Source organism: Streptomyces sp. NPDC054849 (genome assembly GCF_053610945.1).
Genome location: NZ_JBSGZI010000025.1, coordinates 1 through 22,740, shown reverse-complemented (window position 1 = coordinate 22,740; position 22,740 = coordinate 1). Strand labels below are relative to the sequence as shown.

General features: G+C 71.8%; 17 protein-coding genes and 1 pseudogene. 11 read left to right on the top strand and 7 right to left on the bottom strand.

Annotated features, from left to right (window positions below):
• Nucleotides 1–159: 159 nt before the first annotated feature.
• The gene (locus ACWGIF_RS14115) at nt 160–1,449 is read left to right on the top strand and encodes a VWA domain-containing protein (RefSeq protein ID WP_453496016.1); all 1,290 of its coding nucleotides are present in this window, start codon (nt 160–162) and stop codon (nt 1,447–1,449) included.
• Nucleotides 1,449–2,261, top strand: coding sequence for a hypothetical protein (locus ACWGIF_RS14110; protein ID WP_453496013.1), 813 nt, complete (start codon nt 1,449–1,451; stop codon nt 2,259–2,261). Before ACWGIF_RS14115 ends, ACWGIF_RS14110 begins: the two co-directional genes overlap by 1 nt.
• Before the next feature lie 108 nt (nt 2,262–2,369).
• Here the strand turns inward: ACWGIF_RS14110 and ACWGIF_RS14105 are convergent, their stop codons facing one another.
• A complete protein-coding gene (locus tag ACWGIF_RS14105; protein ID WP_453496010.1) occupies nt 2,370–5,456 on the bottom strand; it encodes a serine hydrolase in 3,087 nt (1,028 codons plus the stop codon).
• 278 nt (nt 5,457–5,734) lie between these two features.
• On the opposite strand from ACWGIF_RS14105, the gene ACWGIF_RS14100 reads away from it, so the two are divergent.
• Nucleotides 5,735–6,412, top strand: coding sequence for a lysophospholipid acyltransferase family protein (locus ACWGIF_RS14100; protein ID WP_453496007.1), 678 nt, complete (start codon nt 5,735–5,737; stop codon nt 6,410–6,412).
• Between the two features lie 34 nt (nt 6,413–6,446).
• On the opposite strand, the gene ACWGIF_RS14095 is transcribed toward ACWGIF_RS14100, so the two are convergent.
• Both ACWGIF_RS14095 and ACWGIF_RS14090 read right to left on the bottom strand, forming a co-directional pair.
• Complete coding sequence (locus tag ACWGIF_RS14095; protein WP_453496004.1) at nt 6,447–7,145, bottom strand: hypothetical protein; 699 nt, start codon at nt 7,143–7,145, stop codon at nt 6,447–6,449.
• A 150-nt stretch (nt 7,146–7,295) separates the two neighbouring features.
• Nucleotides 7,296–7,727, bottom strand: coding sequence for a GNAT family N-acetyltransferase (locus tag ACWGIF_RS14090; protein WP_453496002.1), 432 nt, complete (start codon nt 7,725–7,727; stop codon nt 7,296–7,298).
• A gap of 184 nt (nt 7,728–7,911) precedes the next feature.
• Between ACWGIF_RS14090 and ACWGIF_RS14085 the strand changes: the two genes are divergently transcribed.
• From ACWGIF_RS14085 to ACWGIF_RS14075, 3 genes are all read left to right on the top strand, one after another.
• Nucleotides 7,912–8,328 carry a YciI family protein gene (locus ACWGIF_RS14085; RefSeq protein WP_453496000.1) on the top strand — a complete coding sequence of 139 codons (417 nt, stop codon included), beginning with the start codon at nt 7,912–7,914 and terminating at the stop codon, nt 8,326–8,328.
• A complete protein-coding gene (locus tag ACWGIF_RS14080; RefSeq protein ID WP_453495997.1) occupies nt 8,325–9,638 on the top strand; it encodes an RNA polymerase sigma factor in 1,314 nt (437 codons plus the stop codon). Before ACWGIF_RS14085 ends, ACWGIF_RS14080 begins: the two co-directional genes overlap by 4 nt.
• Nucleotides 9,639–9,702: 64 nt before the next feature.
• On the top strand, nt 9,703–9,885 hold the full coding sequence (locus ACWGIF_RS14075; RefSeq protein WP_453495994.1) for a hypothetical protein: 183 nt from the start codon (nt 9,703–9,705) through the stop codon (nt 9,883–9,885).
• 56 nt (nt 9,886–9,941) lie between these two features.
• Here the strand turns inward: ACWGIF_RS14075 and ACWGIF_RS14070 are convergent.
• Nucleotides 9,942–10,133, bottom strand: a pseudogene (locus ACWGIF_RS14070) (transposase family protein); the annotation flags it as partial.
• A gap of 357 nt (nt 10,134–10,490) precedes the next feature.
• On the opposite strand from ACWGIF_RS14070, the gene ACWGIF_RS14065 reads away from it, so the two are divergent.
• The gene (locus tag ACWGIF_RS14065; protein WP_453495991.1) at nt 10,491–10,832 is read left to right on the top strand and encodes a hypothetical protein; all 342 of its coding nucleotides are present in this window, start codon (nt 10,491–10,493) and stop codon (nt 10,830–10,832) included.
• A 235-nt stretch (nt 10,833–11,067) separates the two neighbouring features.
• Here the strand turns inward: ACWGIF_RS14065 and ACWGIF_RS14060 are convergent, their stop codons facing one another.
• Nucleotides 11,068–12,762: an alkaline phosphatase D family protein gene (locus ACWGIF_RS14060; protein WP_453495988.1), complete on the bottom strand. Its 1,695-nt coding sequence runs from the start codon at nt 12,760–12,762 to the stop codon at nt 11,068–11,070.
• 263 nt (nt 12,763–13,025) lie between these two features.
• Nucleotides 13,026–14,711 (bottom strand): ribonuclease J, encoded by a 1,686-nt coding sequence (locus tag ACWGIF_RS14055; protein ID WP_453495985.1) that lies wholly within the window; start codon nt 14,709–14,711, stop codon nt 13,026–13,028.
• A gap of 426 nt (nt 14,712–15,137) precedes the next feature.
• Between ACWGIF_RS14055 and ACWGIF_RS14050 the strand changes: the two genes are divergently transcribed.
• Entirely contained in the window at nt 15,138–16,436 is a 1,299-nt protein-coding gene (locus tag ACWGIF_RS14050) for a DUF4241 domain-containing protein (protein WP_453495982.1), read from the top strand.
• Nucleotides 16,437–17,076: 640 nt separating this feature from the next.
• On the opposite strand, the gene ACWGIF_RS14045 is transcribed toward ACWGIF_RS14050, so the two are convergent.
• Nucleotides 17,077–19,251 carry an ATP-binding protein gene (locus tag ACWGIF_RS14045; RefSeq protein ID WP_453495979.1) on the bottom strand — a complete coding sequence of 725 codons (2,175 nt, stop codon included), beginning with the start codon at nt 19,249–19,251 and terminating at the stop codon, nt 17,077–17,079.
• 547 nt (nt 19,252–19,798) lie between these two features.
• On the opposite strand from ACWGIF_RS14045, the gene ACWGIF_RS14040 reads away from it, so the two are divergent.
• The 3 genes from ACWGIF_RS14040 to ACWGIF_RS14030 all read left to right on the top strand — a co-directional run bounded on the left by ACWGIF_RS14040 (nt 19,799) and on the right by ACWGIF_RS14030 (nt 22,301).
• On the top strand, nt 19,799–20,731 hold the full coding sequence (locus ACWGIF_RS14040) for a trypsin-like serine peptidase (protein WP_453495976.1): 933 nt from the start codon (nt 19,799–19,801) through the stop codon (nt 20,729–20,731).
• Between the two features lie 8 nt (nt 20,732–20,739).
• The gene (locus ACWGIF_RS14035; RefSeq protein WP_453496175.1) at nt 20,740–21,042 is read left to right on the top strand and encodes a carboxypeptidase-like regulatory domain-containing protein; all 303 of its coding nucleotides are present in this window, start codon (nt 20,740–20,742) and stop codon (nt 21,040–21,042) included.
• Nucleotides 21,043–21,527: 485 nt separating this feature from the next.
• Nucleotides 21,528–22,301, top strand: coding sequence for a DUF5710 domain-containing protein (locus ACWGIF_RS14030; RefSeq protein WP_453495973.1), 774 nt, complete (start codon nt 21,528–21,530; stop codon nt 22,299–22,301).
• The last annotated feature ends 439 nt before the right edge of the window (nt 22,302–22,740 follow it).

Below are 22,740 nucleotides of genomic sequence, written 5' to 3'. Positions count from 1 at the left end.
TCGGGCACTGTGCCCCCTGCATCCGGATATCCGCCGGTCCGGCCCCGCCCGTCCGCCCGAGCCACCGGCGAAACGCCCGGAGACACGGCCGCCGACCCCTTTGAGCCATGGCCGGGACCCCGTTTTGGATTGCCGGACGATCCTCAATACGATCCGGCGATGATCACTAGAAAACGGCTTGCGGCCGGGGCGTGCGGCCTGCTCGCCGCCCTGGCCGTCGGGCTCTTCCCGGCGAGCGCCACCGCCGCCGACGGACCGACGGCGAAGGAACCCCCCAAGGTCGATCTCGTCCTGGACGTCAGCGGCTCCATGCGCGCCAACGACATCGACGGCCAGTCCCGGATGGCCGCGGCGAAGCAGGCCTTCAACGAGGTCATCGACGCGGTACCCGACGAGGTGCGCCTCGGCATACGCACCCTCGGGGCCGACTACCCCGGCGAGGACAGGGCGCTCGGCTGCAAGGACACCAAGCAGCTGTACCCGGTCGGGCCGCTCGACCGGACCGAGGCGAAGACCGCCGTGGCGACGCTCGCCCCCACCGGCTGGACGCCGATCGGACCCGCCCTGCTCGGTGCGGCCCAGGACCTGGAGGGCGGCAACGCCACCAAGCGGATCGTGCTCATCACGGACGGCGAGGACACCTGCGCCCCGCTCGACCCGTGCGAAGTGGCGCGTGACATCGCCGCCAAGGGCATCCACCTGGTCATCGACACTCTCGGCCTGGTCCCGGACGCCAAGACCCGGGCCCAGCTGACCTGTATCGCAGAGGCCACCGGCGGTACGTACACCTCGGTGCAGCACAAGGCGGAACTCTCCAGCAGAGTGCGCCAGTTGGTCGACCGGGCCGCGGACCCGGTGGTCAACCCGGTGGCGACCGAGGGTGCGAAGCAGTGCGAGGGCGCCCCGCTGCTGAAGGCCGGCCTCTACAGCGACCGCGAGACCTTCGGCGAACACCGCTGGTACCGGGTGGACGTCTTCCCGGGCCAGGAACTGCGCGCCTCGGTGAGCATCGGCGCGGACCGCGCCGTCAACAACGACTACGGCGTCCTGCTGCGCGCCACGACCGTCCACGGGCGCGAGATCGTGCGCGGTTCGGAGGCGGGTGACGGACGTACCGACGTCCTCTCGACCGGGCTGCGCTACCCGAAGGCCGAGATCGACGGCGTGGACGCGGACTCGGACTCGGACGCGAAGCCCGTGCCGGAGACCGTCTGCCTCCAGGTCGGCAACTCCTTCTCCGCTCCCGCATCCGTCAAGACGGCTCCGGGCATGCCGGTCGAGCTGACCATCGACGTGGTGGACGGACCCGACGGGGCGTCAGACGTCGCCGCCTTCGGTCTCGGGCGCGGCTGGTGGCTGCTGGCCGTCCTCGCGCTCACCGGGCTGCTCGCCGGTCTGGTGTGGGGCTGGATCTCGCGCTGGCGCATCTCCGTCTGGAGGACCAACTGATGCGTACCGTAGGCACACTGACGGCCACCCTGCTGGCCGCGGCCGCCGCCCTCACGGTGGCGGGTACGGCCGTGGGCACGGCCGTCGCGGACACACCCGCGGCGAGTCCCAGCCCGAGCCCCGGCTCCGGTGAGGGCGGGAGCGAGGCCGCGCCGACCGAGGCCGGCACCAGCTTCCGCACCGCTGCGGCGTTCCGCCCGGGCCAGCGGGCCACCGCCGGCGCGTCCAGCGGCGACTACCTCTACTGGGTGCTTCCCCTCGACGCGCAGCAGCGCGCCACGGTGAAGGCCACGGTCACGCTGCCCCAGTCGGCCACCCGGCACGGCGCCTCGACCTGGCAGCTCGACGTGTACGACGGACTGCGCCGCCGGCAGGCGTGCACCTACGGCACACAGAGCGCCGCCGCGGGCAAGGAAGCCGCCTCGGTCGAACTGTCCTGCACCCTGCGCACGGTTCGCGCCGGCGCCGAGCCGTGGGCCAACGATCCGCTGCCGGGCAGCTATTACGTACGCCTGACGGTCGTCGACCTGCCGGAGGAGGACTTGGGCCTGCCGGTGCGTGCGGCCGTCGAGGCGGATGTGAAGGAGACCGGCGGCGTCCACGCGGTGGACGACACCCTTGCCACGCCGCTCGTCGCGGGGACGGTGACCGCGTCCCTGCGCGAGCCGGAGGACGGCTGGTCCGGCGGCTGGTGGTCGGACCGCTGGATCTGGACCGCGGCCGGCGGAGTGCTCGGAGCCCTCGCGGGCGTCTTCGGGTACTCCCTGACGCGCGGCGCCGGCCGTCCGACCCGGGTCCCGCCCGGCGCCTGAGCAACCTGACTGCCTGAGCCGGGTCTGTGAAGACAGACCCGGCTCAGGCGGACGGTCGCGGCCCCGCGGGACTCCCGTACGGCCGCGACCGCCGGGGGCCCGGCCGTACTAGCCGAGACGGGTCAGGCGCGTACCGAACGACGGCTCGGCCAAGGCCCGCTGGACCGCCACCGGCACGCTCTTGGCCCCCTCACCCTCACCCACCGTCAGAACGGCGACCTCGGACCCGGCCTTCGCGGTGTGCGGCAGCGGCGAGGCTCCGGCGGCGAGGGACAGCTTCAGCTGCTGGCCCGGTACGCCGATGACGTTCAGGTCCTTGGTGGCCACGAGCGGCGTCCGACCGCCGAGACCGTCGTCCACGTACCCCACCGTCTCGCCCTTGCGGACGACCGGGGCCGACGCGAGCGCCGTCCGTACCGCTTCGATGATCTTCCTGCTGTTCGCCTTCACCAGCTTCAGGCTGTTCATGGCGTCCGGGTCCGGGCCCTCCACGCGCTGCTCCATCAACGTGCCGAGGATCAGCGGGGTCTCGTCGCCGACCGACTTGTACGCCGCCCACATCAGGGCCCCGCCGGCGGGGGTGCTGGAGCCGGTCTTGATGCCCCGGATGCTGAGGCCCTGCACCGTGAGCAGGTCGTTGTTGTTCTCGATCCGCTGGGGGAGCCCCTTGATGGTGGCGCTGGGCAGGGCGACGATCGCGCGGAACGCCTCGTCCTTCATGACCGCCTCGGCGAGCTTCAGCTGGTCGGTGGCGGTGCTGACGGTGCCCGCGTCCAGACCGCTGGGGTCCGTGTAGACGGTGTCCTTCATCCCGAGGTCCCTGGCCGCGGCGTTCATCTTCTCCACGAACGCGGCCTCGGAGTCGCTGCCGGTGTCCCAGCGCGCCAGCAGGCGGGCGACGTTGTTGCCCGAGGGGATCATCAGCATCTTGAGCATGTCCTGCTGGCTGAATTTCGTACCGGCGGTGAGCCCCACGATCCGGGACTCGCTCTCGGATGTACCGTCCGCCACGGTCTTCGCGTCGACCGTGACGTCGGGACCGGGGTCGGTCTTGCGCAGCGGGTGACCCTTGAGGATCACGTACGCCGTCATCACCTTGGCGACACTGGCCGTCGGGACGGGCTTCTGCTCGCCGAAGGTGCCTATGTCGCCGGAGCCGGAGATGCGGACGGCTCCCTGGCCCTTGGCGGGCCAGGGGATGGAGAACCGCCCGTCGATGGTGTGGTCGCCGGCCTTGGCGGCGACGATGTGCGGGGTGGGCAGGGGGCGCAGCAGCTGGGCGCCGACGGAGGCGCCGACGAGGAGGAGCAGGATCGGCGTCCACACCTTGACGCGGCGCAGCGCGGTACGGCGGGGCGTCTCCGGCGCGGGAGCGGGCTCGGCGACCTTCCCCTCGGACGGGGCCGGCGGGACGTCGAGGTCCTTGAGGGCGACGAACTGACTGGTCCGCTCGGCGTCCGCCTCCCGCGCCGCCCACGAAGGCACGCTCCGCGGGCGCAGAACCTGCGTATCCTCCGCCCCGGCACCTCCTCCGCCGCGACCACCGGCGGCGGCCTCAGTCCGGCCTCCGGCTCCGTCCGGGGCCTTGCCACCGGCGGCGGCCTCAGTCCGGCCTCCGGCTCCGTCCGGGGCCTTGCCACCGGCGGCGGCCTCAGTCCCGCCTCCGGCCCCGTCCGCGTCCCCGGCCACGGGCTGAACGCCGGTACCGGCCTTGGCCTCACCCTTGGGCCCTGCTCCGGCTCCGGCTTCGGCCTTGGCCTTGGCCTTGGCGTCGGGATCGGCTACCCCTCCAGGCCCGGCTTTGAACTCTTCCTCGGTCTCCGCCTCTGCTTCGGTCCGTGCTCCGGCGGGACCAGCTCCGGTTGCCGCCTTGCCCTTGCCTCCGCTCCCGTCAGCGGCTCCGGCTCCGGCCTCGGTGGTTCCGGCTCCGGCCTTGCCTCCGGCTGGGGCCCGGCCCCGGGCCCCAGCCCCAGCTTCGGTTACGACCTCGGCTCCGCTTTCGGCCTCGGTATCGGCGTCGGCTTCCGCCTGAAGCGGGCTCTCGCTCTCGGTCTGGGCCTCTGGTCGTGCTTCGGCTTCCGCTCCCGCCCTGTTTTCGGGCGTGGCTGCGGTACCGACCCGGGCTCTGGCCTCAAGCGCGGCCTCACCCTGGGCTTGGACCTCGGGTTGTGCTTCGGCTGCGGCTCCAGCCCCGGCTTCGGGCGTGGCTTTGGTTCCGGTCTCAGCTTCGGCTCCGGCCTTGGTTCCCTGGGGCCGCGCCGCGGCTTCGGTTCCGGTCTTGGCTCCGGCCTCGGCTTCGGTTCCGACCGGGGCTCCGCCTACGAACTCGGCCTCGGTTTCGGCCTCGGCATCGACGTCTGCCTCAAGCGCGGTCTCGGTCTTGGCTTGGCCCACGGGTCGTGCCTCGGCTGCGGCGCCAGCCCCGGCCTCGGGCGTGGCTTTGGTTCCGGTCTCAGCTCCGGCTCCGGCCTTGGTTTCCTGAGGGCGCGCTCCGGCTTCGGTTCTGGCCTTGGTCTCGGCCTCGGCTCCCGCATTGGGCGTGGCTCCGGTCCTGCCCTCGGACTTGGCAACGGCTTCGGCGTCAAGTGCGGCCGTGCCCTTACCTTCGGCCTCGGGCCTGGCCTCGACCCCTACTTCGGCCTTGGGCCGCGCCTCGGCCCCGCCCTCGGCGCCAGCCCCCGCCTCGGCCCGAGCTCCCGACCCGGCCTTGATCTCGGCTTCAACAGAGTCCCCGGCCTTGGCATCGGCCTTTGCCAGGGCTTCAGCCGCGGCCCCGGCCTCGGCCCCCGCCCCGGTTTCGGCCCTCGCCTCGGGTTCGGCCTTGAGCGTGGTCTCGGCCTCGGCCTCGGACCCAACCTCGGACCCGACTTCGGACCCGGACCCGGCCTCCGACCCGGCCGTTACCTCGGGCGTCGTCCCAAGGGCAGGCTCGGCTTCGGTCTCCGCCTCAGGTTCCGCCTCGGCCTCGGCCGTCGGGCCGGACTCCGGCGGGGTCCGTACGGCGTCGGCACGCTCCGTGCCGTCCGTCGTGTATCCCGGGGCGTCGGGCTCGCCGGCGGGCCCGTCCGCAGACGCCGCCCCGTCCTTCGTGCCGTCAGCGGCGATTCCGGCGACCTCGGTCGCCTCCTCGGGCTTCGCCTCCGGGACGGCGGTCCCCTCCGCGATCTCCGGCTCGTCCGAGGAACCGCCCGCCATCCTTACCGCCTTCATCCCAGCCCCGCCCTACCACTCTGCTCACACCGTGCCGATTCCGTGCGGCGACACCCCCGTCGGAGCCCCGCCGCATCGCTAGATGTCCCCAGCACACCACCCGTTCCCGGAGCCTGATCCTGTGACAGTTCGGTCATATTCGGTGAGTACGCCTACTCATGACCGCGCCCCCGCACCCACCGACCATGGACCACACCAGCACAGCACCACACAGCACCGCACCGCACACCGCACCGCACCGCACCTCCCGAACGGGGTCGTCCATGCTCAGCCGAATCGCCGCCGCCCTCGTCCCCGCCTTCGGGCGGCTGACCGTCACCGCCGACCCCGGTCCGCGGCCCGGCACCGGCGCCATCCTGGTGGCCAATCACACCTCCCTCGCCGACCCGGCCGTCGTCGTCGCCGCGCTGCGCCGGTACGGGATCGAGCCGGTCATCCTGGCCACCGGCGGCCTGTGGCGCGTACCTCTGCTCGGCTCCGCGCTCCGGCGCGAAGGGCACATCGCCGTCCACCGTGGCACCGCCCGCGCCGCCGACTCCCTGGACGCCGCGGCCGTCGCCCTCGCGTCGGGCCGCAGCGTGCTGCTCTACGGCGAAGGGCGGCTGCCGCTGCGCCGCGACGCGGGGGAGACGGCCCCGGCGCCCTTCCGCAGCGGCCTGGCCCGGCTCGCCGCCGCGACGGGAGCTCCCGTCGTGCCCGTCGGCCAGGCAGGTGCCCGCCGCCTGTGTTCCGGCAGCCGTGCCAAGCAGCTCGCCGGAGTCTTCACCGCCCCGGTGCGCAGGCCCTGCCTCCACGTCCACATCGGCTCGCCGCTGCAGCTCCCCGCGCGGGTGCCGGAGGCGACGGACCAGGCCCATCAGGCCGTCACCGCCGCGTGGCGCACCGCCGCGCTCGCGCTCGGAGAGACCGGTCGGGAGCCTGCGCCCCTCCGGGAGCGGTAGCCGCCGCGCGATCCGGCGGGCCCGGTGACCGGCCTCAGCGGGTGCTGTGCCCCAGGACCACATGGGCCGCGACCTCCCGGTCGGCGTCGGTGTCGATGAAGGACACCACCACCGGGCTGCTGCCCGTGGGTCCGCCCGCCGTCGCGCGCAGCCGGTAGCGCTCGACGCGCACGACCTCGCGGGCGAGCGGGCTGCCGCCCGTGAACATGGACGGCGGCTTGAAGTCGTTCGCGATGCGGAAGGCAGCCGGACGCCAGGTGGCCGACGCCCGGTCGAAGCGCTCCAGCAGGAAACCGGGACCGCTGCCCGGCAGGTCGCCGGGCTCGCCGACGAGGAACTCCATCTGGAAGGCGACCACTACGTGCCCGTACGCGGCGGAGTTCCCGTTCCGCAGGGTGACCGTGAACTCCTGCGGGGCGCCGCCCCGTACCAGGGCGAGCCGGCCGCCCCGGGTCTCGACGGCGACGGTCAGCCGGGTCGGGGCCGGGGGCGGCGTCGCGGCCCGGGTCGTCGGCGGGGCAGCCGGGGCGGAGGACCCGGACGGAGAGGCGGATGCGGACGTGGACGTGGACGCGGAGGCAGCGGCCGAGGGGGAGGCGGCGGCGGACACCCGGGCGGAGGCCGCAGCTGGGACCGTGCCGCCTTCGTCCCCGCACCCGGTGGACCCCGTCAGCAGGACGGCGGTCACGGCGGCGGCGCTCAGGCCCCTGCGGGGCCCTCGGAGTGCGGGCATGAGATCGGTTCCCCCTGCGTGGGCGTCGGCATCGGCGTCGGCGTCGGCGTCGGCGTCGGCAGGAACGTAACAAGCGCCGGCGCGGGCGGACGAGGTCGATCACGCGTCGGGGCGGCGACGGTTCGGTCACGGTGGCCGCCCGAGGGCCCGTCAGACGAGCGGCTTCTCGAAACCGAAGGTCGCCACGGACATCCGCTCGCGGAAGTAGAAGCGGTGCGCCTCGGTCCGCTGGGTGCCGGATTCGAGCGTCAGGGCGGTGCAGCCGGCGGCCCGGGCGTGCTGTTCCAGGTGCGCGAGCAGTGCGTGGCCCACACCGGTGGAACGCGCGGCTGAGGCCGTGACCAGGTCGTCGACGTAGAGCATGCGGACCATGGAGGTGTTGGCGACGGTCCGCCAGCCCGCCGCGCCCACGCACGCACCGTCGGCGTCGTACGCCGCGGTGAAGCGCAGACCCTGGCCGTGCCCCTCCGCCACGACCCGGAGGAAGAGCTCCTCGGTGAGGTGCGGACGAAGCTCCAGCAGCACGGGCAGCAGGTCTGCGGTGAGCCGCGCGTCGCCCGGCTCAAGGTCGATGATCTTCACGCGGCCAGCGTAAGGGCCCCCAGGGCAGCATCGCACCCCTCCCCTCGGGTCCCGCCGGCGCTCGTGCGCAGCCGTATCGCGCGGCCACGGCCGACGTGTCGAAATGGGAAGGACAGCTCCGACGTCCCATGCGAGAGGCTCCCGATCACGGAGTCAGTAAGTAGCACAGAAGGAGTGGCACCCCATGAAGTACATGCTGATGGTTCTCGGGAAGCAGGACGACTACGACGCCATGTCCGGCAAGACGAGCGGTGGCGGCCCGGCATGGTCCGAGGCGGAGCTGAAGGCGATGTACGACCACATGGGCGCCCTGAACGCCGAGCTGGTCGAGTCGGGGGAGTGGGTCGACGGACAGGGCCTCACCGAACCCCGCCAGGCCCGCCTGGTGACCGTCGGCGCCGACGGGGCCCCCGTGATCTCCGACGGCCCGTACGGCGAGGCCAAGGAGGTGCTCGCCGGCTACTGGATCGTCGACGTCCCCGATTTCGCCCGGGCCGCCGAGATCGCCGCCCGCGCCTACGCCTGCCCGATCCCGGAGGGCGCGCCGAACTATCCGGTCGTCGTCCAACCGGTCGACACGGGCTCCGGAACCGAGATGTGACCACGCCGTCCACGCCCGCGAGCGAGGACCTGCTGCGCCGGCTGGCGCCGCAGGTCCTCGGCGCGCTCGTCCGCCGCTACGGACACTTCGACGCAGCCGAGGACGCCGTACAGGAGGCTCTGCTCGCCGCCGCCCGGCAGTGGCCGCAGGAGGGCCGCCCGGACCATCCGCGCGGCTGGCTGATCCGGGTCGCCTCCCGCCGGCTCACGGACCAGCTGCGCAGCGAGGACGCGCGCAGGCGCTGCGAGGAGACGGCCGCCGCGCTGACCCCGCGCGACGAGTTCGTGGCGCCGCCACCGGGAGAGAGCCGCGCGCCCGCCGAGGACGACACGCTCGCCCTGCTCTTCCTCTGCTGCCACGCCGAACTGGCCCCCGCGTCCCGGATCGCCCTCACCCTGCGCGCCGTCGGAGGCCTCACCACCGCCGAAATCGCCCGTGCCTTCCTGGTGCCCGAGGCCACCATGGCGCAGCGGATCAGCCGGGCGAAACGGCGGATCAAATCCTCGGGTGCGCCGTTCGGTATCCCGTACGACGGGCCGGACCCGGACCAGGCGCAGGACCAGGACAGGGAGCCGGGCCAGGACCCGGACCGGGGCCCGGACCACGCCGAGCGGCTGGCCGAGGTGCTGCAGGTGCTCTACCTGATCTTCAACGAGGGCTACACCGCCACCTCGGGCCGCGACCTGCAGCGCGCCGACCTCGCCGCCGAGGCGATCCGACTCACCCGCGCCGTCCACGCGCTGCTGCCGTCCGACGGCGAAGTGGCCGGCCTGCTCGCCCTGATGCTGCTCACCGACGCACGCCGTGCCGCCCGCGCTGCGCCCGACAGCAGCCTGATCCCCCTCGCCGAGCAGGACCGCACCCGCTGGGACCGTGCCGCCATCACCGAGGGGGTCGCCCTGGTCAGCGACGCCCTCACCCACACCCGGCTCGGCCCCTACCAGCTGCGCGCGGCGATCGCGGCCGTCCACGACGAGGCGGCGAGCGACGAGGACACCGACTGGGCGGAGATCCTCGCCCTCTACGAGGTGCTGATCCGCCTGGTCCCCGGCCCCGTGGAGCGGTTGGGCCACGCGGTCGCCGTGGCCATGGTGCACGGCCCGCGCCGGGCCCTCGCGCTGATCGCGGCCCTGGAAGACGACGACCGCCTCGCCGGCCACCACCGCCTCGAAGCCGTACGGGCCCACCTGCTGGAGATGGCAGGCGACCGCGCTGCGGCGCGCACCGCCTACGCGAAGGCCGCCGGCCTCACCCTCAGCCTTCCGGAGCGCCGCTATCTCCAGTTCCGGGCCGCCCGGATCGCGGAATGACCAGGGATGTCCGGATGACGGACATGGTCAACAACGGTCGGACCCCCCGTTTACCCTTGATCACGTGAGCCCGACCCCTGACGACCATCCCACTGCCGAACGTTCCCTCGCCGAGATCAACGCCGACATCCGCCGTCTCTTCGCCCGAGCCGAGGGCCGCCTCTCCGACGCGGAGCGGATCCGTCACGCCACCCTGCTCCAGGAGTGGGCCGCGGCGATAAGGGCTTCGGTGGTCCCGGCCGCCTAAAGGTTGTTGCAGAAGGTCCGTTTCGGACAGGCAGGAGTGAGGCTCGGCCCTCTGTTTCACCGGGCCATGGCGAGGTTGTGCATGGTGGCGATGGCCTGGACGACATGGTGGAGTCCGTCGCCCTTCTGGCGGCAGTCTTGAAGGATCTTCCAGTTCTTCATGCGGGCGAACGTGTGCTCGACGCGGGCGCGGACTCGGCAGTGTTCGGCGTTGTCCTCCTCCTGCCCGCGCAGGAGAGCCGCCGGCCCTCACCGCTTTCACGGCCGTTTGGAGCAGCAGGTATGGCGGCGCCTGCGGGTGCGGGCGACCGTATTGCAGCACCGGCACGCGTCGCGTCCCGTCGAGGAGTGTCATGTCCGAACGCAACACTGCCTGGCGCAGGATGGACGATGTGGGCCTCGCCGCATGGTTCGGCGGATCTTTGATGGGGGCGGTCGGCCTCAAGGGGGCCGCCGAGGGTCACAGCGACGGCTGGGGTGACAACGCGCGGATCGCCGGCACCGCCTGGGCGAAGTGGACGCCGGTCAGCGCGGTTGCGATCGGCGCGCATCTGATGGGCGGCAGCGGGCTGCTCGCAGCGCGTCCGGGGTCGCCACCCAGCAGGGGTGGCCGCGTCCACTGCCAAAACGGTGCTGACCGGCGTCGCCCTGGCCGCCACGGCCTACGCCCGGATGCTGGGCAAGAAGATCGAACTCGCCAGCTCACAGGACCCGCAGGACGCTGAGGAGGCGGCCGCTTCCTTCGACGCGGGTAAGGCGGAACCCCACCTGTCCTCCGCACAGGGGGATGTACCGGCGGTCACGGGCGGTCTGCTTATTCTCAACGCACTGCACGGGAGCAGCAGCGTCCCGACCAGCAGGCGCAAGGCATGTGGCGCCGCGCCCACTCCCTGTCCCCGCACCTGCCCTCCGGCGACTACCGGCACCACCTGTGGGGCTGAGGCCTGACCTTCCCGACGCTGCGAGTGAGCGCAGTCGTGTCCGCCCAGGCGGGTGGGCTGGGTGCGCGGTGCTTTGCGCGGTCGCATCCTGAAGATGTGGACAGCGTGCCCATCGTCGTGCACCGGTGCCATCCTTCAACGGGTGACCGGAGTGCGACCGCGGAGGTGAACCCCCGAAACCACCGAACGCTCGTCTGCCCAGGTCAGACACCCCGGGAATGCGGGGACCGTCCGGCGGGGCGTCAGCTTCCGTCCGTCAGGCTCCGGTCGAGTACGCCGACGAGCCGCGCTCCCGCGCGGTCTGTCCCGCGGCGCCCCCGCTTCGCACCTCCCGAGGCCGCCTCCAGCCGCAGCCGTGCCGTACGTCCGCGCAGTGTCAGCGTCATCAACTGGTTGCCGAACCAGGGTCCGCCCTTGCGCTCCCAGCGGACCGCGGGTCTCGCGACCCGCCCGTGGCGGGCGAGGAGATGCCCGATCCCATTGCCGAACCGGCTCCAGCCGAAGCGGAATCCGGCCCTTATGGCCGCGGGTACCGAGTTGTGCAGCGGTGAGCAGGTGAACTGGAAGACGCGGGAGCGCGGCTGTTGCCCGGTGCTCCAGACGGGCTCCGCCACATACGCATGGTGCACGTCCCCCGAGAGCACGCACACCGTCGCCGGGGCGTCGGCGGCCCGTCCCACCTCGGCGACCGTCTCCGTCAGCTTCTCGAACGACGAGGTGAACGCCGCCCAGTGTTCCAGGTCCGCCCGCCGGCGCAGCCACTCGCCGAAGCGCGCCCAGCGCGGCCCGCGTTCGCCCCGGCAGAGCGCCGCGTGCCAGCCCTCCGCGAAGTGGACCATCGGGGGCAGCAGCCACGGGAGCGAGGTCCCGACCAGCAGGTGGTCGACGCCGTCGAGGTCGTCGAACGCCTGCGTCCGCAGCCAGGCCGCCTGCTGGGTGTCCAGCATCGCCCGGTTCTGCTCCTCCAGAACCCGCGCGGCCCGGGTGTCGACCATCAGCAGCCGGGTGCGGCCGAAGTCCCTGCGGTAGCTCCAGCGCACCGTCGCCGGGTCGGCGTCGGCGCGTTCGGCGAACGCGCGCAGCACCTCCGTGCCGTCGTCGGCCGCCAGTACCGCCGCGTACAGCTCGTCCTCGGCGAGCTCGGCGGTGGAGAGGTTCCCCAGGTGCTGGTAGACCCAGTACGACATCAGGCCGCCGGTGATCCGCTCGTGCCACCAGGCCGTCGCCCGCATCTCGGCCACCCAGGCGGCGCTGGTGTTCCAGTCGTCGATGACGTCGTGGTCGTCGAAGATCATGCAGCTGGGCACGGTCGAGAGCAGCCAGCGCAGTTCGGGATCGCCCCAGGACTCGTCATAGAGGTGGGTGTACTCCTCGTAGTCCGCGACCTGGTCCGGCGGGGCGGCGGAACCGGTGCCGGCGGCCCGCCGATGCCGGGCGATCCACGCGCGGGTGTCGGCGGACGTCTCGTCGGCGTACACCTGGTCGCCGAGGAGGAGCAGAACGTCCGGACGCTCGGCCTCCGGGTCGGCGGCGAGCCGGGCGGAGAGGGTGTCGAGGACGTCGGGGCCCACCGGATCGGATTCACCCACGGCAGGCGCTGCCCACCGGCACGAGCCGAAGGCGACCACCGCGCCCGTCGCCGGGACCGGCGGCGTGTGGATGGTGCTCGGCGGCTGGGGCGAGTCCGCGAGGGGCCACACCCGCTCGCCGTCGAGCAGCACCTCATACGCTGTGGCGGACCCAGGGGCGAGCCCGGTCACGACCACCAGGGCGTAATGGTGGCCCATGACGCAGAACGTGGGAGCCGAACCACCGCCGCCGCCCGGACACCGGACCTCCGCCGTGCACGCCCGGTCGGTCTCAACCCACACCGTCGCGCTCGTGCCCGACTCCCAGTCCACGTGTCGCAGGAGCGGGCCCAGCCTCAGACCGGCCATCGCGAATCCCCTTCCGGTGCTCCGCACGGTACGGAACGGCCGCTCTGTACAGTACTGAACGACGGCGGAAACGGCGCCGTAGTGCCGCCCGGCCGCCCCGCGTCGGGCCTGGTGGACACGGGAGCAGAGGGTCAGCAGCGACGGCCCGCGCCTGGACCCGTACCGCCGCCCGCCGTCTGTCCCATACCACCTGGACGCCTCCGGCTGGACCGTGGAGGCGGACATCCCGGGCTACCCCATCCGGCCGTATCCCGCTGCAGGCGTCATGCGTCGATGATCACCGGGATGATGAGGGGCTTGCGCCGGTGGGTGCGAAACGCCCAGGAGGCCACGGCACGCGCGATGAGTTGTTCGAGCTGCACCGCGTCGCCGACGCCTTCCGCCGCTGCGGTGGCGAGGACCTTTTCGATCACGGGGATGACTGGGGCGAACGTGGTGTCGTCGTGTTCGAATCCGCGGGCCAGGAAGTCGGGGGCCTCGGCCAGCGCGCCCGTGTTGGCGTCGACGATGGCCACGACGGTGACCACGCCCTCTTGGGCGAGGGTGACCCGGTCCTTGAGGGATGCTTCGGTGGCACCGCCGACCGCCATGCCGTCCACGTACACGTTTCCGGCCGGAACCTTGCCGGTGATGGAGGCGCGTCCGTCGACGAGGTCGACGACGACGCCGTCCTCGGCGATGACGACCCGGTCGGGGTCGACTCCCGTGGCGATGGCCAGGTCGGCATTGGCGCGCAGGTGCTTCCACTCACCGTGCACGGGCATCACGTTCCGGGGCTTGACGATGTTGTAGCAGTACACGAGCTCACCGGCGCTGGCGTGGCCGGAGACATGCACCTTGGCATTGCCCTTGTGGACGACTTTCGCGCCCCAGCGGGTCAGCCCGTTGATGATCCGGTAGATGGCGCTCTCGTTGCCGGGGATCAGAGAGCTCGCGAGGAGGACGGTGTCGCCCTGGCCGATACGGATCTGGTGGTCGCGGTTGGCCATGCGCGCCAGGGCCGCCATGGGCTCGCCCTGCGAGCCGGTGCAGACCAGGGTGATCTTGTTGTCCGGGAGCTTCTCCAGTTCCCTCATGCTCACGATCAGGCCGGAGGGGACCTTGAGGTAGCCGAGTTCGCGGGCGATGCCCATGTTGCGGACCATGGACCGGCCAACGAAGGCGACCTTGCGTCCGTGCTGGTGGGCGGCGTCCAGTACCTGCTGGATGCGGTGCACATGGCTGGCGAAGCTGGAGACGATGACCCGGCGCGGGGCGGTACGCATGACCTGCTCGATCGCCGGGTTCAGCTCGCGCTCGGAGGTGGTGAAGCCCGGCACCTCGGCATTGGTGGAGTCGGTGAGGAAAAGGTCAACGCCCTCCTCGCCGAGGCGGGCGAAGGCGCGCAGGTCGGTGATGCGGTCGTCCAGGGGGAACTGGTCCATCTTGAAGTCACCCGTGTGGAGCACCATCCCGGCGCCGGTGCGGATGGCGACCGCGAGGCCGTCCGGGATGGAGTGGTTGACCGCCACGAACTCGCAGTCGAAGGGGCCGAATTTCCTGCGGTCACCCTCGCGGACCCGTACCGTGCGGGGCTTGATGCCGTGTTCCTTGAGCTTCGCCTCGAGGAACGCCAGCGTCAGCTTCGAGCCGGCGACGGGAATGTCGGCCCGCTCGCGCAGCAGGTACGGCACGCCCCCGATGTGGTCTTCGTGGCCGTGTGTCAGCACCACGGCCACGATGTCGTCCAGCCGGTCCCGGATGGAGGTGAAGTCGGGAAGGATGACATCGACCCCAGGCTGGTGCTCCTCGGGAAACAGCACGCCGCAGTCGACGATGAGCAGCTTGCCGGCGTGCTCGAAGACGGTCATGTTGCGGCCGATTTCGCCCAGGCCGCCCAGGGCGGTGACCCTCAGCCCTCCTGCGGGCAACGGCGGGGCGGCTTTCAATTCGGGATGCGGGTGACTCATACCTTGACGTTACCGGAGGGTCTTCGTCGAACACGTCCCGGTTTGGGCAGCGGATGCGTGGCTGACGCCTCAGGGCTTGCCCACCCCCTGAGGGGCTTGCCCAGATTGTATGGGCCGGTCACGAAGTGGCTTGCCCAGCCGTGAGCGACTGGCTGACGGACAACCAGCCCGCCGGCGCCATCGTGGCGACCAAATCCTGGCCGCGAGCGGGACCGGCCCAACTGCTCGCGGCACTCCAACCGCCACCCGGCCCGCCACCCGGCCCGCCACACGGCCCGCCACCCGGCCCGCCACACGGCCCGCCCCCCGGCCCGCCACACGGCCCGCCCCCCGGCCCGCCACACGGCCCCTCGGGCCCCGTTGTCACAGCCGGCGGCTACCTTGCAGCACGCACACTCAAGGCGGGCGCAGGAGCGAGGAGCGGCAATGGTCGTCGAGGTGGGGTACGCGCAGGCGTGGGATGTGGAGGCCCGTGCGCCTTGGCGGCCGATATCCGCTGAAGAGGCCTGGGAACGGGATGCCGCCGGGCTTCCGTACGTCGTGGTGTACCGGGAGCCGGGCCGGGAGGCTCCGCTGGAGGTCCGGCTCGTCTCCTGGCGGGACCACTACGTCGGGCTGTGGGTCTACGACGCCCAGGGCCGCCGCACCTACGACCTGGACCTGCGGCTGCTGGACGACCCGTCGCGGCTGCTGCGCCGGTACACCGTCGGCCGGCACTACACCGGTCCGCAGATGCCGGAGTTCGACGAGGACTGCCCGCGCACCACCGTGGACCTCTTCCCCGACGGGAGGGGCCAACGGACGGAGGAGCCCCAGGGCAAGGCCGGGGGTACATACGTCACCTCCCCCACCCTCCGCGACGACGAGCGCTGGATGGACCGCCCGCCCTTCGGGCAGTGGCCGCTGCTCTCGACCCAGGTGCACCGGCTCGTCGAGCCGCCGACCTTCGAGGCGGCCGAGTGGGGAGAGGCGGACGAGCCCGGTGATGCGGATGCCCCCGCCACCTGCTGGCGTCCGCCACGCCCCGCGCAGCCCGGGCCGATCAACGAGCTGTTCCGGCCCGGGGTGCGCGTGACCGACGGGTACCACCCCGAGCAGACCGTCGTGGAGCCGCGCCGGGTCGCCACCCTGCGCGTGCCCAGCGGGCTGCTGGCCGTCTCCGGCCCGGACACCGACGACGGCGACCGGCCGCGCATCACGGTCCCCGTCCCGCCCGGGGAGTACGTTATCGACGAGGCGCGGGTCCGCTACAGCTACCACTGCGAGTGGCGGAACACCGAGGTCACGACCACGGCCCCCACCGCCGTCCGCCTCCTCGTCAGCGAGGCCCCCGCCGCGACCTGGGAGATGGCCCTGGGCCCGGACGACGATCCCCGGCTGTTCATCGAGGAGCAGATAGCCGGCTTCGACACTGATGGCGCCACCGGCTGCTTCGCCGACGCCGGGGCCTGGAAACCGCTCGTCGCGCTCTTCGAGCGGGGGCTGATCCAGGGAGAACCGGAGCTGCACGGGTACGAGGACATCGACGACGGTTCCATGTTCATGCAGCGCACCTGGGACGAGACTTCCGGCGGCGAACTCATGGCCTTCGCCACGACCGGGGACGGCACCTATCCCGTGTGGGTCGGCCGTTGCGACGCCGGTGAGGTGGTCGCCGTCGTGGTGCTGGTGGAAGGGATGCCCGAACTGCTCCCGGAGCGGGACAAAACCACCGCCGATGCCTGAGACGACGTACGTGCCCCTTGAGGAGACCCGGGACGCGGCGTCCCGCTTCGGTGGTCGCGTGCTGTCCCGCGAGGAGGCGCGCCGGCGTGGCAGGCCGGCGTCCTCGACTCCTGGGCGTACGACGAGCACGGCCGCCGGACGCTCCGCGGACCGGCATCGACCCATCACGGCGCACAAGGCCGGCGGAGACGACACGGACTTCAGGCGGCGGCCCCTTTCCGCGCCGCCGTCACACAGCCGAACACCGTCGCGCAGGACGTGCAGCGGCGGTGTCCGCGAGGCCGCCGGACAACCGGCAGGATGGGCCTGACTCCCGGGTACCAGACGCCCAACTGCCCATCCGATCCGGCAGGTCACACCATCCCTGCGACGGTTGGCATCGTGGCCCAGCCCTCCCCCCATACCCTCAAAGACCCGGGCCGAAGCCGTGCAGGGCTGCCGCCTTGTCCTCAACATCCTTCCCCGGTTCCCGGCGTGAGCGGGCCGGCGTCGACCCGTAGGTCGTCAATGAGGCGCAGGGCAGCGGCGCGGGGGCCGGGCTGGTCCAGCCGATCGGCGATGACCAGAGCCTCCCCGGCGAGGGCTGCCGCATGCGCTGGGGCACCTCGGTCGCGTCGGACGACGGCGAGGTCCAGGCAGGTCAGCGCCACGTACGGCCACGCGCCGAGGGCCCGGTTGCGGACCAGCGCCTCGCGCAACAGCTTCTCGGCGTCCTTTGCCGGGTGGCTGGCAGCCAGGGCCAGGCGGCCGAGTTCGCGACTGACCGTACCGGAGAAATAGGCCGTGGGCGTGCCGAGCGCTCCCGGATACGGCTGGAACAGCACGAGCTGGTTGTACACCAACTGCGCCCCCTCGGCATCGCCGACCACATCTCCATGGGCAGTTCCGCTGGGTCGCCGAGAACCAGGGCCAGCTGCTGACACAGCACGTAGTTCATACTGATTGCCGTACGGTCTCCGCTGGCCAGGGCGAGTTCGCCGGCCTCCTCGTTGCAGCGGCGGGCGTCGGCGAACTGTCCTTTGTGCGCGGCCCGTGCGGCGGTGACGCGCAGCAGGTCCTGGATGCGCCACTCGTGGCCGAGCACCGCGGCGAGCGGGTCGCCGAGCTGCTCGGCGCGGGACACGGTCAGCTCACCCAGGCGCAGGCGGTCGGCCATGTCGTCCGGATGGGCCCAGGTCATCTCCATGGCGCGAGCCGCGTCGAGTGCGGCGCGCAAGTCACCGGTCGCCTCGGCCATGGCGAGGGCGGTTCGGGCGTGCTCGGCCGCCGCGTCGAGCAAGCCGAGATCGGCCGAAGCGGTGGCGAGCTGGGCGAGCAGCCGGGCACGCACGGCGCTCGGGAGGTCCTCGACGGCCAGCGCCGCCCTGCACAGTTGGCTGATCGCTTCTGAGGCCTTCGGGAAGGTGACGCCCTGCAGCACCAGGGCGACCTCTGCGAGCAGGGCGGGCTGGTCGGTCGCGTTCGCCGCGTCGGCCGCTTCGGTGCATTGGTCCAGGCTTTCGTCGTACTTCCCGGCAAGGTACTCGGCGCGGGCGAGCTCGATGAGCGCCGGGGCGCGCTGCGGGTCCATCGGGGCGAGTACGGCGGCGGCGTCCGCCATGTGCCGGGCGGCATCGGTGTAGGCGTGTCCTTCGCGGGCCTGAGCCGCGGCGATCCGGGACCAGTGCGCGGCGGCGGCACGGTGGCCGGGCTCCTTGCCGGCCCGTCGCCAGTGCGCCGCGATGCGTGCCGCCTCGGTGGGATCCCCGGCCTGTTCCAGTGCCTGCGCGGCGGCTCTGTGCAAGGCGCGGGCGACAGCAGGGCTGGTTCGGCCGAGTACCTCGTCGCGTACCAGATCGTGGGTGAAGCGGTAGACGCGTCCGGCGTCGGTGGTTCCCACCCCGGTCAGAACACCGGCGTGCCACGCCGCCGCCAGGGCCTGGGCGACGACGGTCTCGTCCAACTCCGTCAGTACCGAAGAGAGCTGCGGGGCGTCCAGCCGCTCGCCGAGCACGGCTGCGGCGCCCACGATGTCCCGCTCAACGGGGGTCAGCCCGGTCAGCAGCCCGCTGACGACGGTATGGAGGTCGCCTGCATGCGTGCGTAATGCCGAGACGAACAGCGGCAGCCCGCCAGCACGCCGGTACGACCTCGCCGCGTCCGTTTCGCCGACGCACTGGGCGACCTCGTCCGGGGTGAACGGGGCCAGCCGCAGCGTGGCAGCGCAGTGGCCCAGGTCCGCCAGCGCTCCGGTGGCTTCCTCGGGTCCTGGCTCCCGGAATGTACCGAGCACGAACAGTCCGCACTCGGCCACCTCGCCCGTCACCTGCCGCAGCAGGTCAAGGCTGGCGGTGTCGGCCCAGTGCAGATCCTCCAGCAGGATGAGCAGGGAACGTTCGGAGGCCGCCGCGACCAGCGACTCGCTCATCCGGACCAGCTCCTGGAACTGCGCTGTCGCCGCGCTGCCCGGCTCTGTCACAGGCCACGGCTGCCGCACGGTCGCCGCCCCGGCTTCCGCAGGCGGTGTGGCGGCACGCTGCGCCGGTATCCCAGGAGTGATTCCCGCCAGGCGCAGCGCTTTCCGCCAGGGCCACAGTGGTGGCGCTACCGCATCTCTGGCGCAATAGCCCCGTACGACGGTGAAGCCTGCGGAATCGGCGTGGCGGCGCAGCGCCTCGGCCGCAAGGGTGCTCTTGCCGATGCCCGCCGGGCCCGCGAGCAGCACGACGGATCCGGTGCCGCGCGCCGCGGCCTCGATCCGCTCTCCCAGGGCCTCGAGTTCATTCGCGCGCCCGACGAAGTCTTCCCGCTCCGGCAGCATCCCGCACGAGCGCACGCCGAGGTCCTGCCTGTCACGGTCCGGTGGTGGACCGGATCCCGCCGATGCCTGGTCGGGACCCACCTGCTCGGCCCGCTGGTCCTGGGCGGGGGAGTGCTGGGCCGGGGGCGGGGGTTTGGGGGCTGGCGGGGAATTGCGGGCGGACCGCAAACATCGCATTCACCGAGATCCGGTTCCCGGTCCGCCGCACGATCGGGGTGCGGCCCCGTTCGCCCCAGGTGCGGCCGCTGCCGGCTGAGTACGGTCGCCACATGGACCGGCTCGTCGTCCTCGGCCACGGACGGCGCCTACGCAAAGCTGTGGCAGCACCAGTCGGGCGGTTTCCTCGACGAAGCCCCCGCGGGTGCCGACCTGCCCTGGACCGGAGCACGGCCGGGGGTTGTCGCGTGGCGATCAACGACGGATCGGCTTTACATGATTGTGGGGGCGCCCTCCGGACGGTACGCGCTCAGACCTGGTGTGTCGTTGAGGTGCATCCGTCGTGGGGGCGGCCCCTTCTCGAATGCCCTTACGTGCCTTCAGGCGACTCACCCAAGGAGTCTTCATGCCGAACGCGAACGGTCCGCACACAGCTGTATCCAACCAGCCCGAGGAGCTGACCACCGTCGTTACGGAACAGCCGATCTTCGAAGGGCCCTCCGAGGGTGTGCAGGGCAGTCCCACACCCTTCACGTCCGACGGCCTGGAACAGGTCGGCCACACCCGCAGCCTGTTCGAAGAGGTGTCGGCCGAGAGGTGGGTGGCGCCCACGGCACCGCTGTCCGACATCGGGGAGGCCTCCTTTGGGCCCCTGGACATGCTGGAGACGGTGCACGGTCCGGACGACCGGGTCCAGATCACGGACACCACGAGCTATCCGTGGCGGGCCCACGCTTCGCTGCTCATCACCGCAGCCGACAACTCTCAGTGGATCGGCACCGGTTGGTTCATCGGGCCACACACGCTGGCCACCGCAGGACACGTCGTGCACATCAAGAACAGCGGCGTGCCCGGACGCGACGGCTGGGTCAAGAGCATCCAGGTCATGCCGGGTCGCAACGGCACCTCGCTGCCCTTCGGCTCTGTCACCAGCACGAACTTCCGCTCTGTCACCGGCTGGACCAACAGCGGCGACGAGAACTTCGACTACGGCGCCATCATCATCCCCACCGAACTCGGCGCCACCACCGGCTGGTTCGGCTTCGGCGCCTGGCCGGATGCCGATCTGCTCAAGATCTCCGCCAACATCTCCGGATACCCGGGCGACAAGCCCCCGGGGACCCAGTGGTACGACGGCCGGGGCATCAGCTCGGTGAACCCCCTGAAGGTCTTCTACGACATCGACACCTTCGGCGGACAGAGCGGCAGCGCCGTCTACCGCATCCACAATGGCGGTCGCTACGGCATCGCGGTCCACGCCTACGGCGGCGCGACGGTCAACTCCGGGACCCGCATCACCAAGGCCGTCTACGACAACCTGCTGCTCTGGAAGGCGTGACCCGGCCTATGAGCGCAGACGGCGGCCGCCGTACGTACCCGATCAGCGGAGCGGTGCTCGACGCGCACGGTGATCCGGTGCCGGGCGTCGCCGTCGCCATCGCCGACGGGCCCGGGCCCTTCCCCGACATCGCCGCCCTGACCGGCGCCGACGGCCGGTTCTCGTTCTCCGTGTCCACCGAGGGCGTCTACACGGTGCAGGGCACGGCGACGGACGGAAAGAGCGCCCAGGCCTCGGTCGAGGTCAGCGCCAGGGGAACGACCCCGGCCGCGACCTCGGCCTCGGCCTCAGTAGAGCTTCGGCTTGGTTGAGCCTTGGCGACCTCCTCCTTGCCCCGCTCCGGGGCAGGGTGCCGTCACCACATGCGGGGAAGGCGCCCGGGGAGGCGCTTCGGGGTGGATCCCAGAACCCAAACCGTTTCTGATCAATATGACGCCTCCTGTAGCGCCACTCCCGTGCTCTTGCACAGGTCCAACACCCTGGAGCGCAACGCCGTCACGCCAGCTGGCACCCGCGCACCGAAGTGACCATGGAGCCCCGCTCCGTCTGACCGCGCTCGTTCCCGTACGTGCTACTGCGCGGGCGCCTGCCGTATGCCGGCCGACCGGCCCGCTCGGAGTGTCCAGGGCCTGCAGGCCGGAAGGCTCATGTTCGGGGCCCGTCCGGGAGAACGGGCCCCGAACGGTACTTGGCCCGCTTCTAAAATCGAACGATTGTGCCATTGTCTGACGTGTTGTCAGTGGATGTCCCTAGAGTGGGCTCCACAACTGGCAGAACGGCAACAAGGAGCGATGGCATGGCAGTTGAGCGGATCTGGCTGGATGTTCCGTTCGCGGAAAAGGACGAGGCCAAGGCGGGCGGAGCCCGATGGGATGCAACCGCCCGGCGCTGGTATGCGCCGCGTGCCGGGATGGCTGACCTTGGGCGCTGGACCCCCGGTGCGGACATCCCAGAGCTCTTGCCGGGTGAAGACCGTTCGCTCGGCAGCGGGTTGTTCGTTGATCTTGTGCCGAGCAGCTGCTGGTTCACCAACGTGCGGTCCTGCGTCGCCCAGAAGGACTGGGACCGCCTCCGTCGGATGATTTATGACCGTGCCGGCAACCGCTGCGAGGCGTGCGGGGCGGGCGCGGACCGGGAGGCAAAGCGTTGGTTGGAGGCGCACGAGCGGTGGACCTATGACGATGCCACCCGGGTGCAGACCCTGAAGCGGCTGATCTGCCTGTGCACCGATTGCCACACGGTCACGCACTTTGGTTTCGCTCAGATCCGCGGGCTCGCGCCCCAGGCCCGCGCCCACCTGATGAAGGTCACCAAGATGACCGGCTCCCAGGCCGACGTTCACATCGCTTCGGCATTCGACGTCTGGGAGGCCCGGTCTCGCATTACGTGGAGGCTGGACCTGAGCATGCTCACGGACGTGGGAATCACCCTGGCCCCGCCTCCGGACGCGGCCGCCCGCGCCGATGTGGCTCGCAGGACCCTTGCTGATGAGGGCGGTGCGGGTCCGTCCAGCGGGTTGCCCCGGCAGTCGGGCGCCGGTGCATGGACGGAGACCCGCAGGAGCCGGTAGCGCCCTTCCTGCGGGTTCGGCCGCCGGTCTGCGGCCGAACCCGCAGTTTCAAGGGAGCCTGGGCAAGCCCTTCCGCCGCGGGGCTTGCCCAGACCTCCGGCTAGGGGCCCTCCTGCCGCGGTCGCAGGACGTCGGCGTAGACCCGGGCCGGCACCGGGCTCGCCGGGATCCCGACGCACGGTGGCCAACGCCTGATGTGGCCCAGCGCTTTTCCAGCGCGGCCATGACGGCCTGGTCCCTCCGGTGATGTCCAGCCACCAGGCCGGGGCTCCGCGTTGTGCTGCTCGTCGATTGGCTTCATGAGGCGGTGGTGGAAGCGTGGCGGTTCGCCGGCGACCCCGGCTCCCCCCGTTATCTTTTTCGCGGTCCTGCAATGGGGCCGCTGGCCTCCGGGCCCGGTATGACTGTGTCCCTAAGAATGTAAGGCGGTCCGGGAGGA

Bases quoted from the DNA above. Each gene is read 5' to 3' on its own strand.
- ACWGIF_RS14060 (WP_453495988.1), bottom strand. From the start codon at position 12,762: ATGGCCGGTCTGAGGCTGGGCCCGCTCCTGCGACACGTGGACTGGGAG.
- ACWGIF_RS14050 (WP_453495982.1), top strand. From the start codon at position 15,138: ATGGTCGTCGAGGTGGGGTACGCGCAGGCGTGGGATGTGGAGGCCCGT.
- ACWGIF_RS14110 (WP_453496013.1), top strand. From the start codon at position 1,449: ATGCGTACCGTAGGCACACTGACGGCCACCCTGCTGGCCGCGGCCGCC.
- ACWGIF_RS14095 (WP_453496004.1), bottom strand. From the start codon at position 7,145: ATGCCCGCACTCCGAGGGCCCCGCAGGGGCCTGAGCGCCGCCGCCGTG.
- ACWGIF_RS14040 (WP_453495976.1), top strand. From the start codon at position 19,799: ATGCCGAACGCGAACGGTCCGCACACAGCTGTATCCAACCAGCCCGAG.
- ACWGIF_RS14085 (WP_453496000.1), top strand. From the start codon at position 7,912: ATGAAGTACATGCTGATGGTTCTCGGGAAGCAGGACGACTACGACGCC.
- ACWGIF_RS14100 (WP_453496007.1), top strand. From the start codon at position 5,735: ATGCTCAGCCGAATCGCCGCCGCCCTCGTCCCCGCCTTCGGGCGGCTG.
- ACWGIF_RS14105 (WP_453496010.1), bottom strand. From the start codon at position 5,456: ATGGCGGGCGGTTCCTCGGACGAGCCGGAGATCGCGGAGGGGACCGCC.
- ACWGIF_RS14055 (WP_453495985.1), bottom strand. From the start codon at position 14,711: ATGAGTCACCCGCATCCCGAATTGAAAGCCGCCCCGCCGTTGCCCGCA.
- ACWGIF_RS14030 (WP_453495973.1), top strand. From the start codon at position 21,528: ATGGCAGTTGAGCGGATCTGGCTGGATGTTCCGTTCGCGGAAAAGGAC.
- ACWGIF_RS14115 (WP_453496016.1), top strand. From the start codon at position 160: ATGATCACTAGAAAACGGCTTGCGGCCGGGGCGTGCGGCCTGCTCGCC.
- ACWGIF_RS14035 (WP_453496175.1), top strand. From the start codon at position 20,740: ATGAGCGCAGACGGCGGCCGCCGTACGTACCCGATCAGCGGAGCGGTG.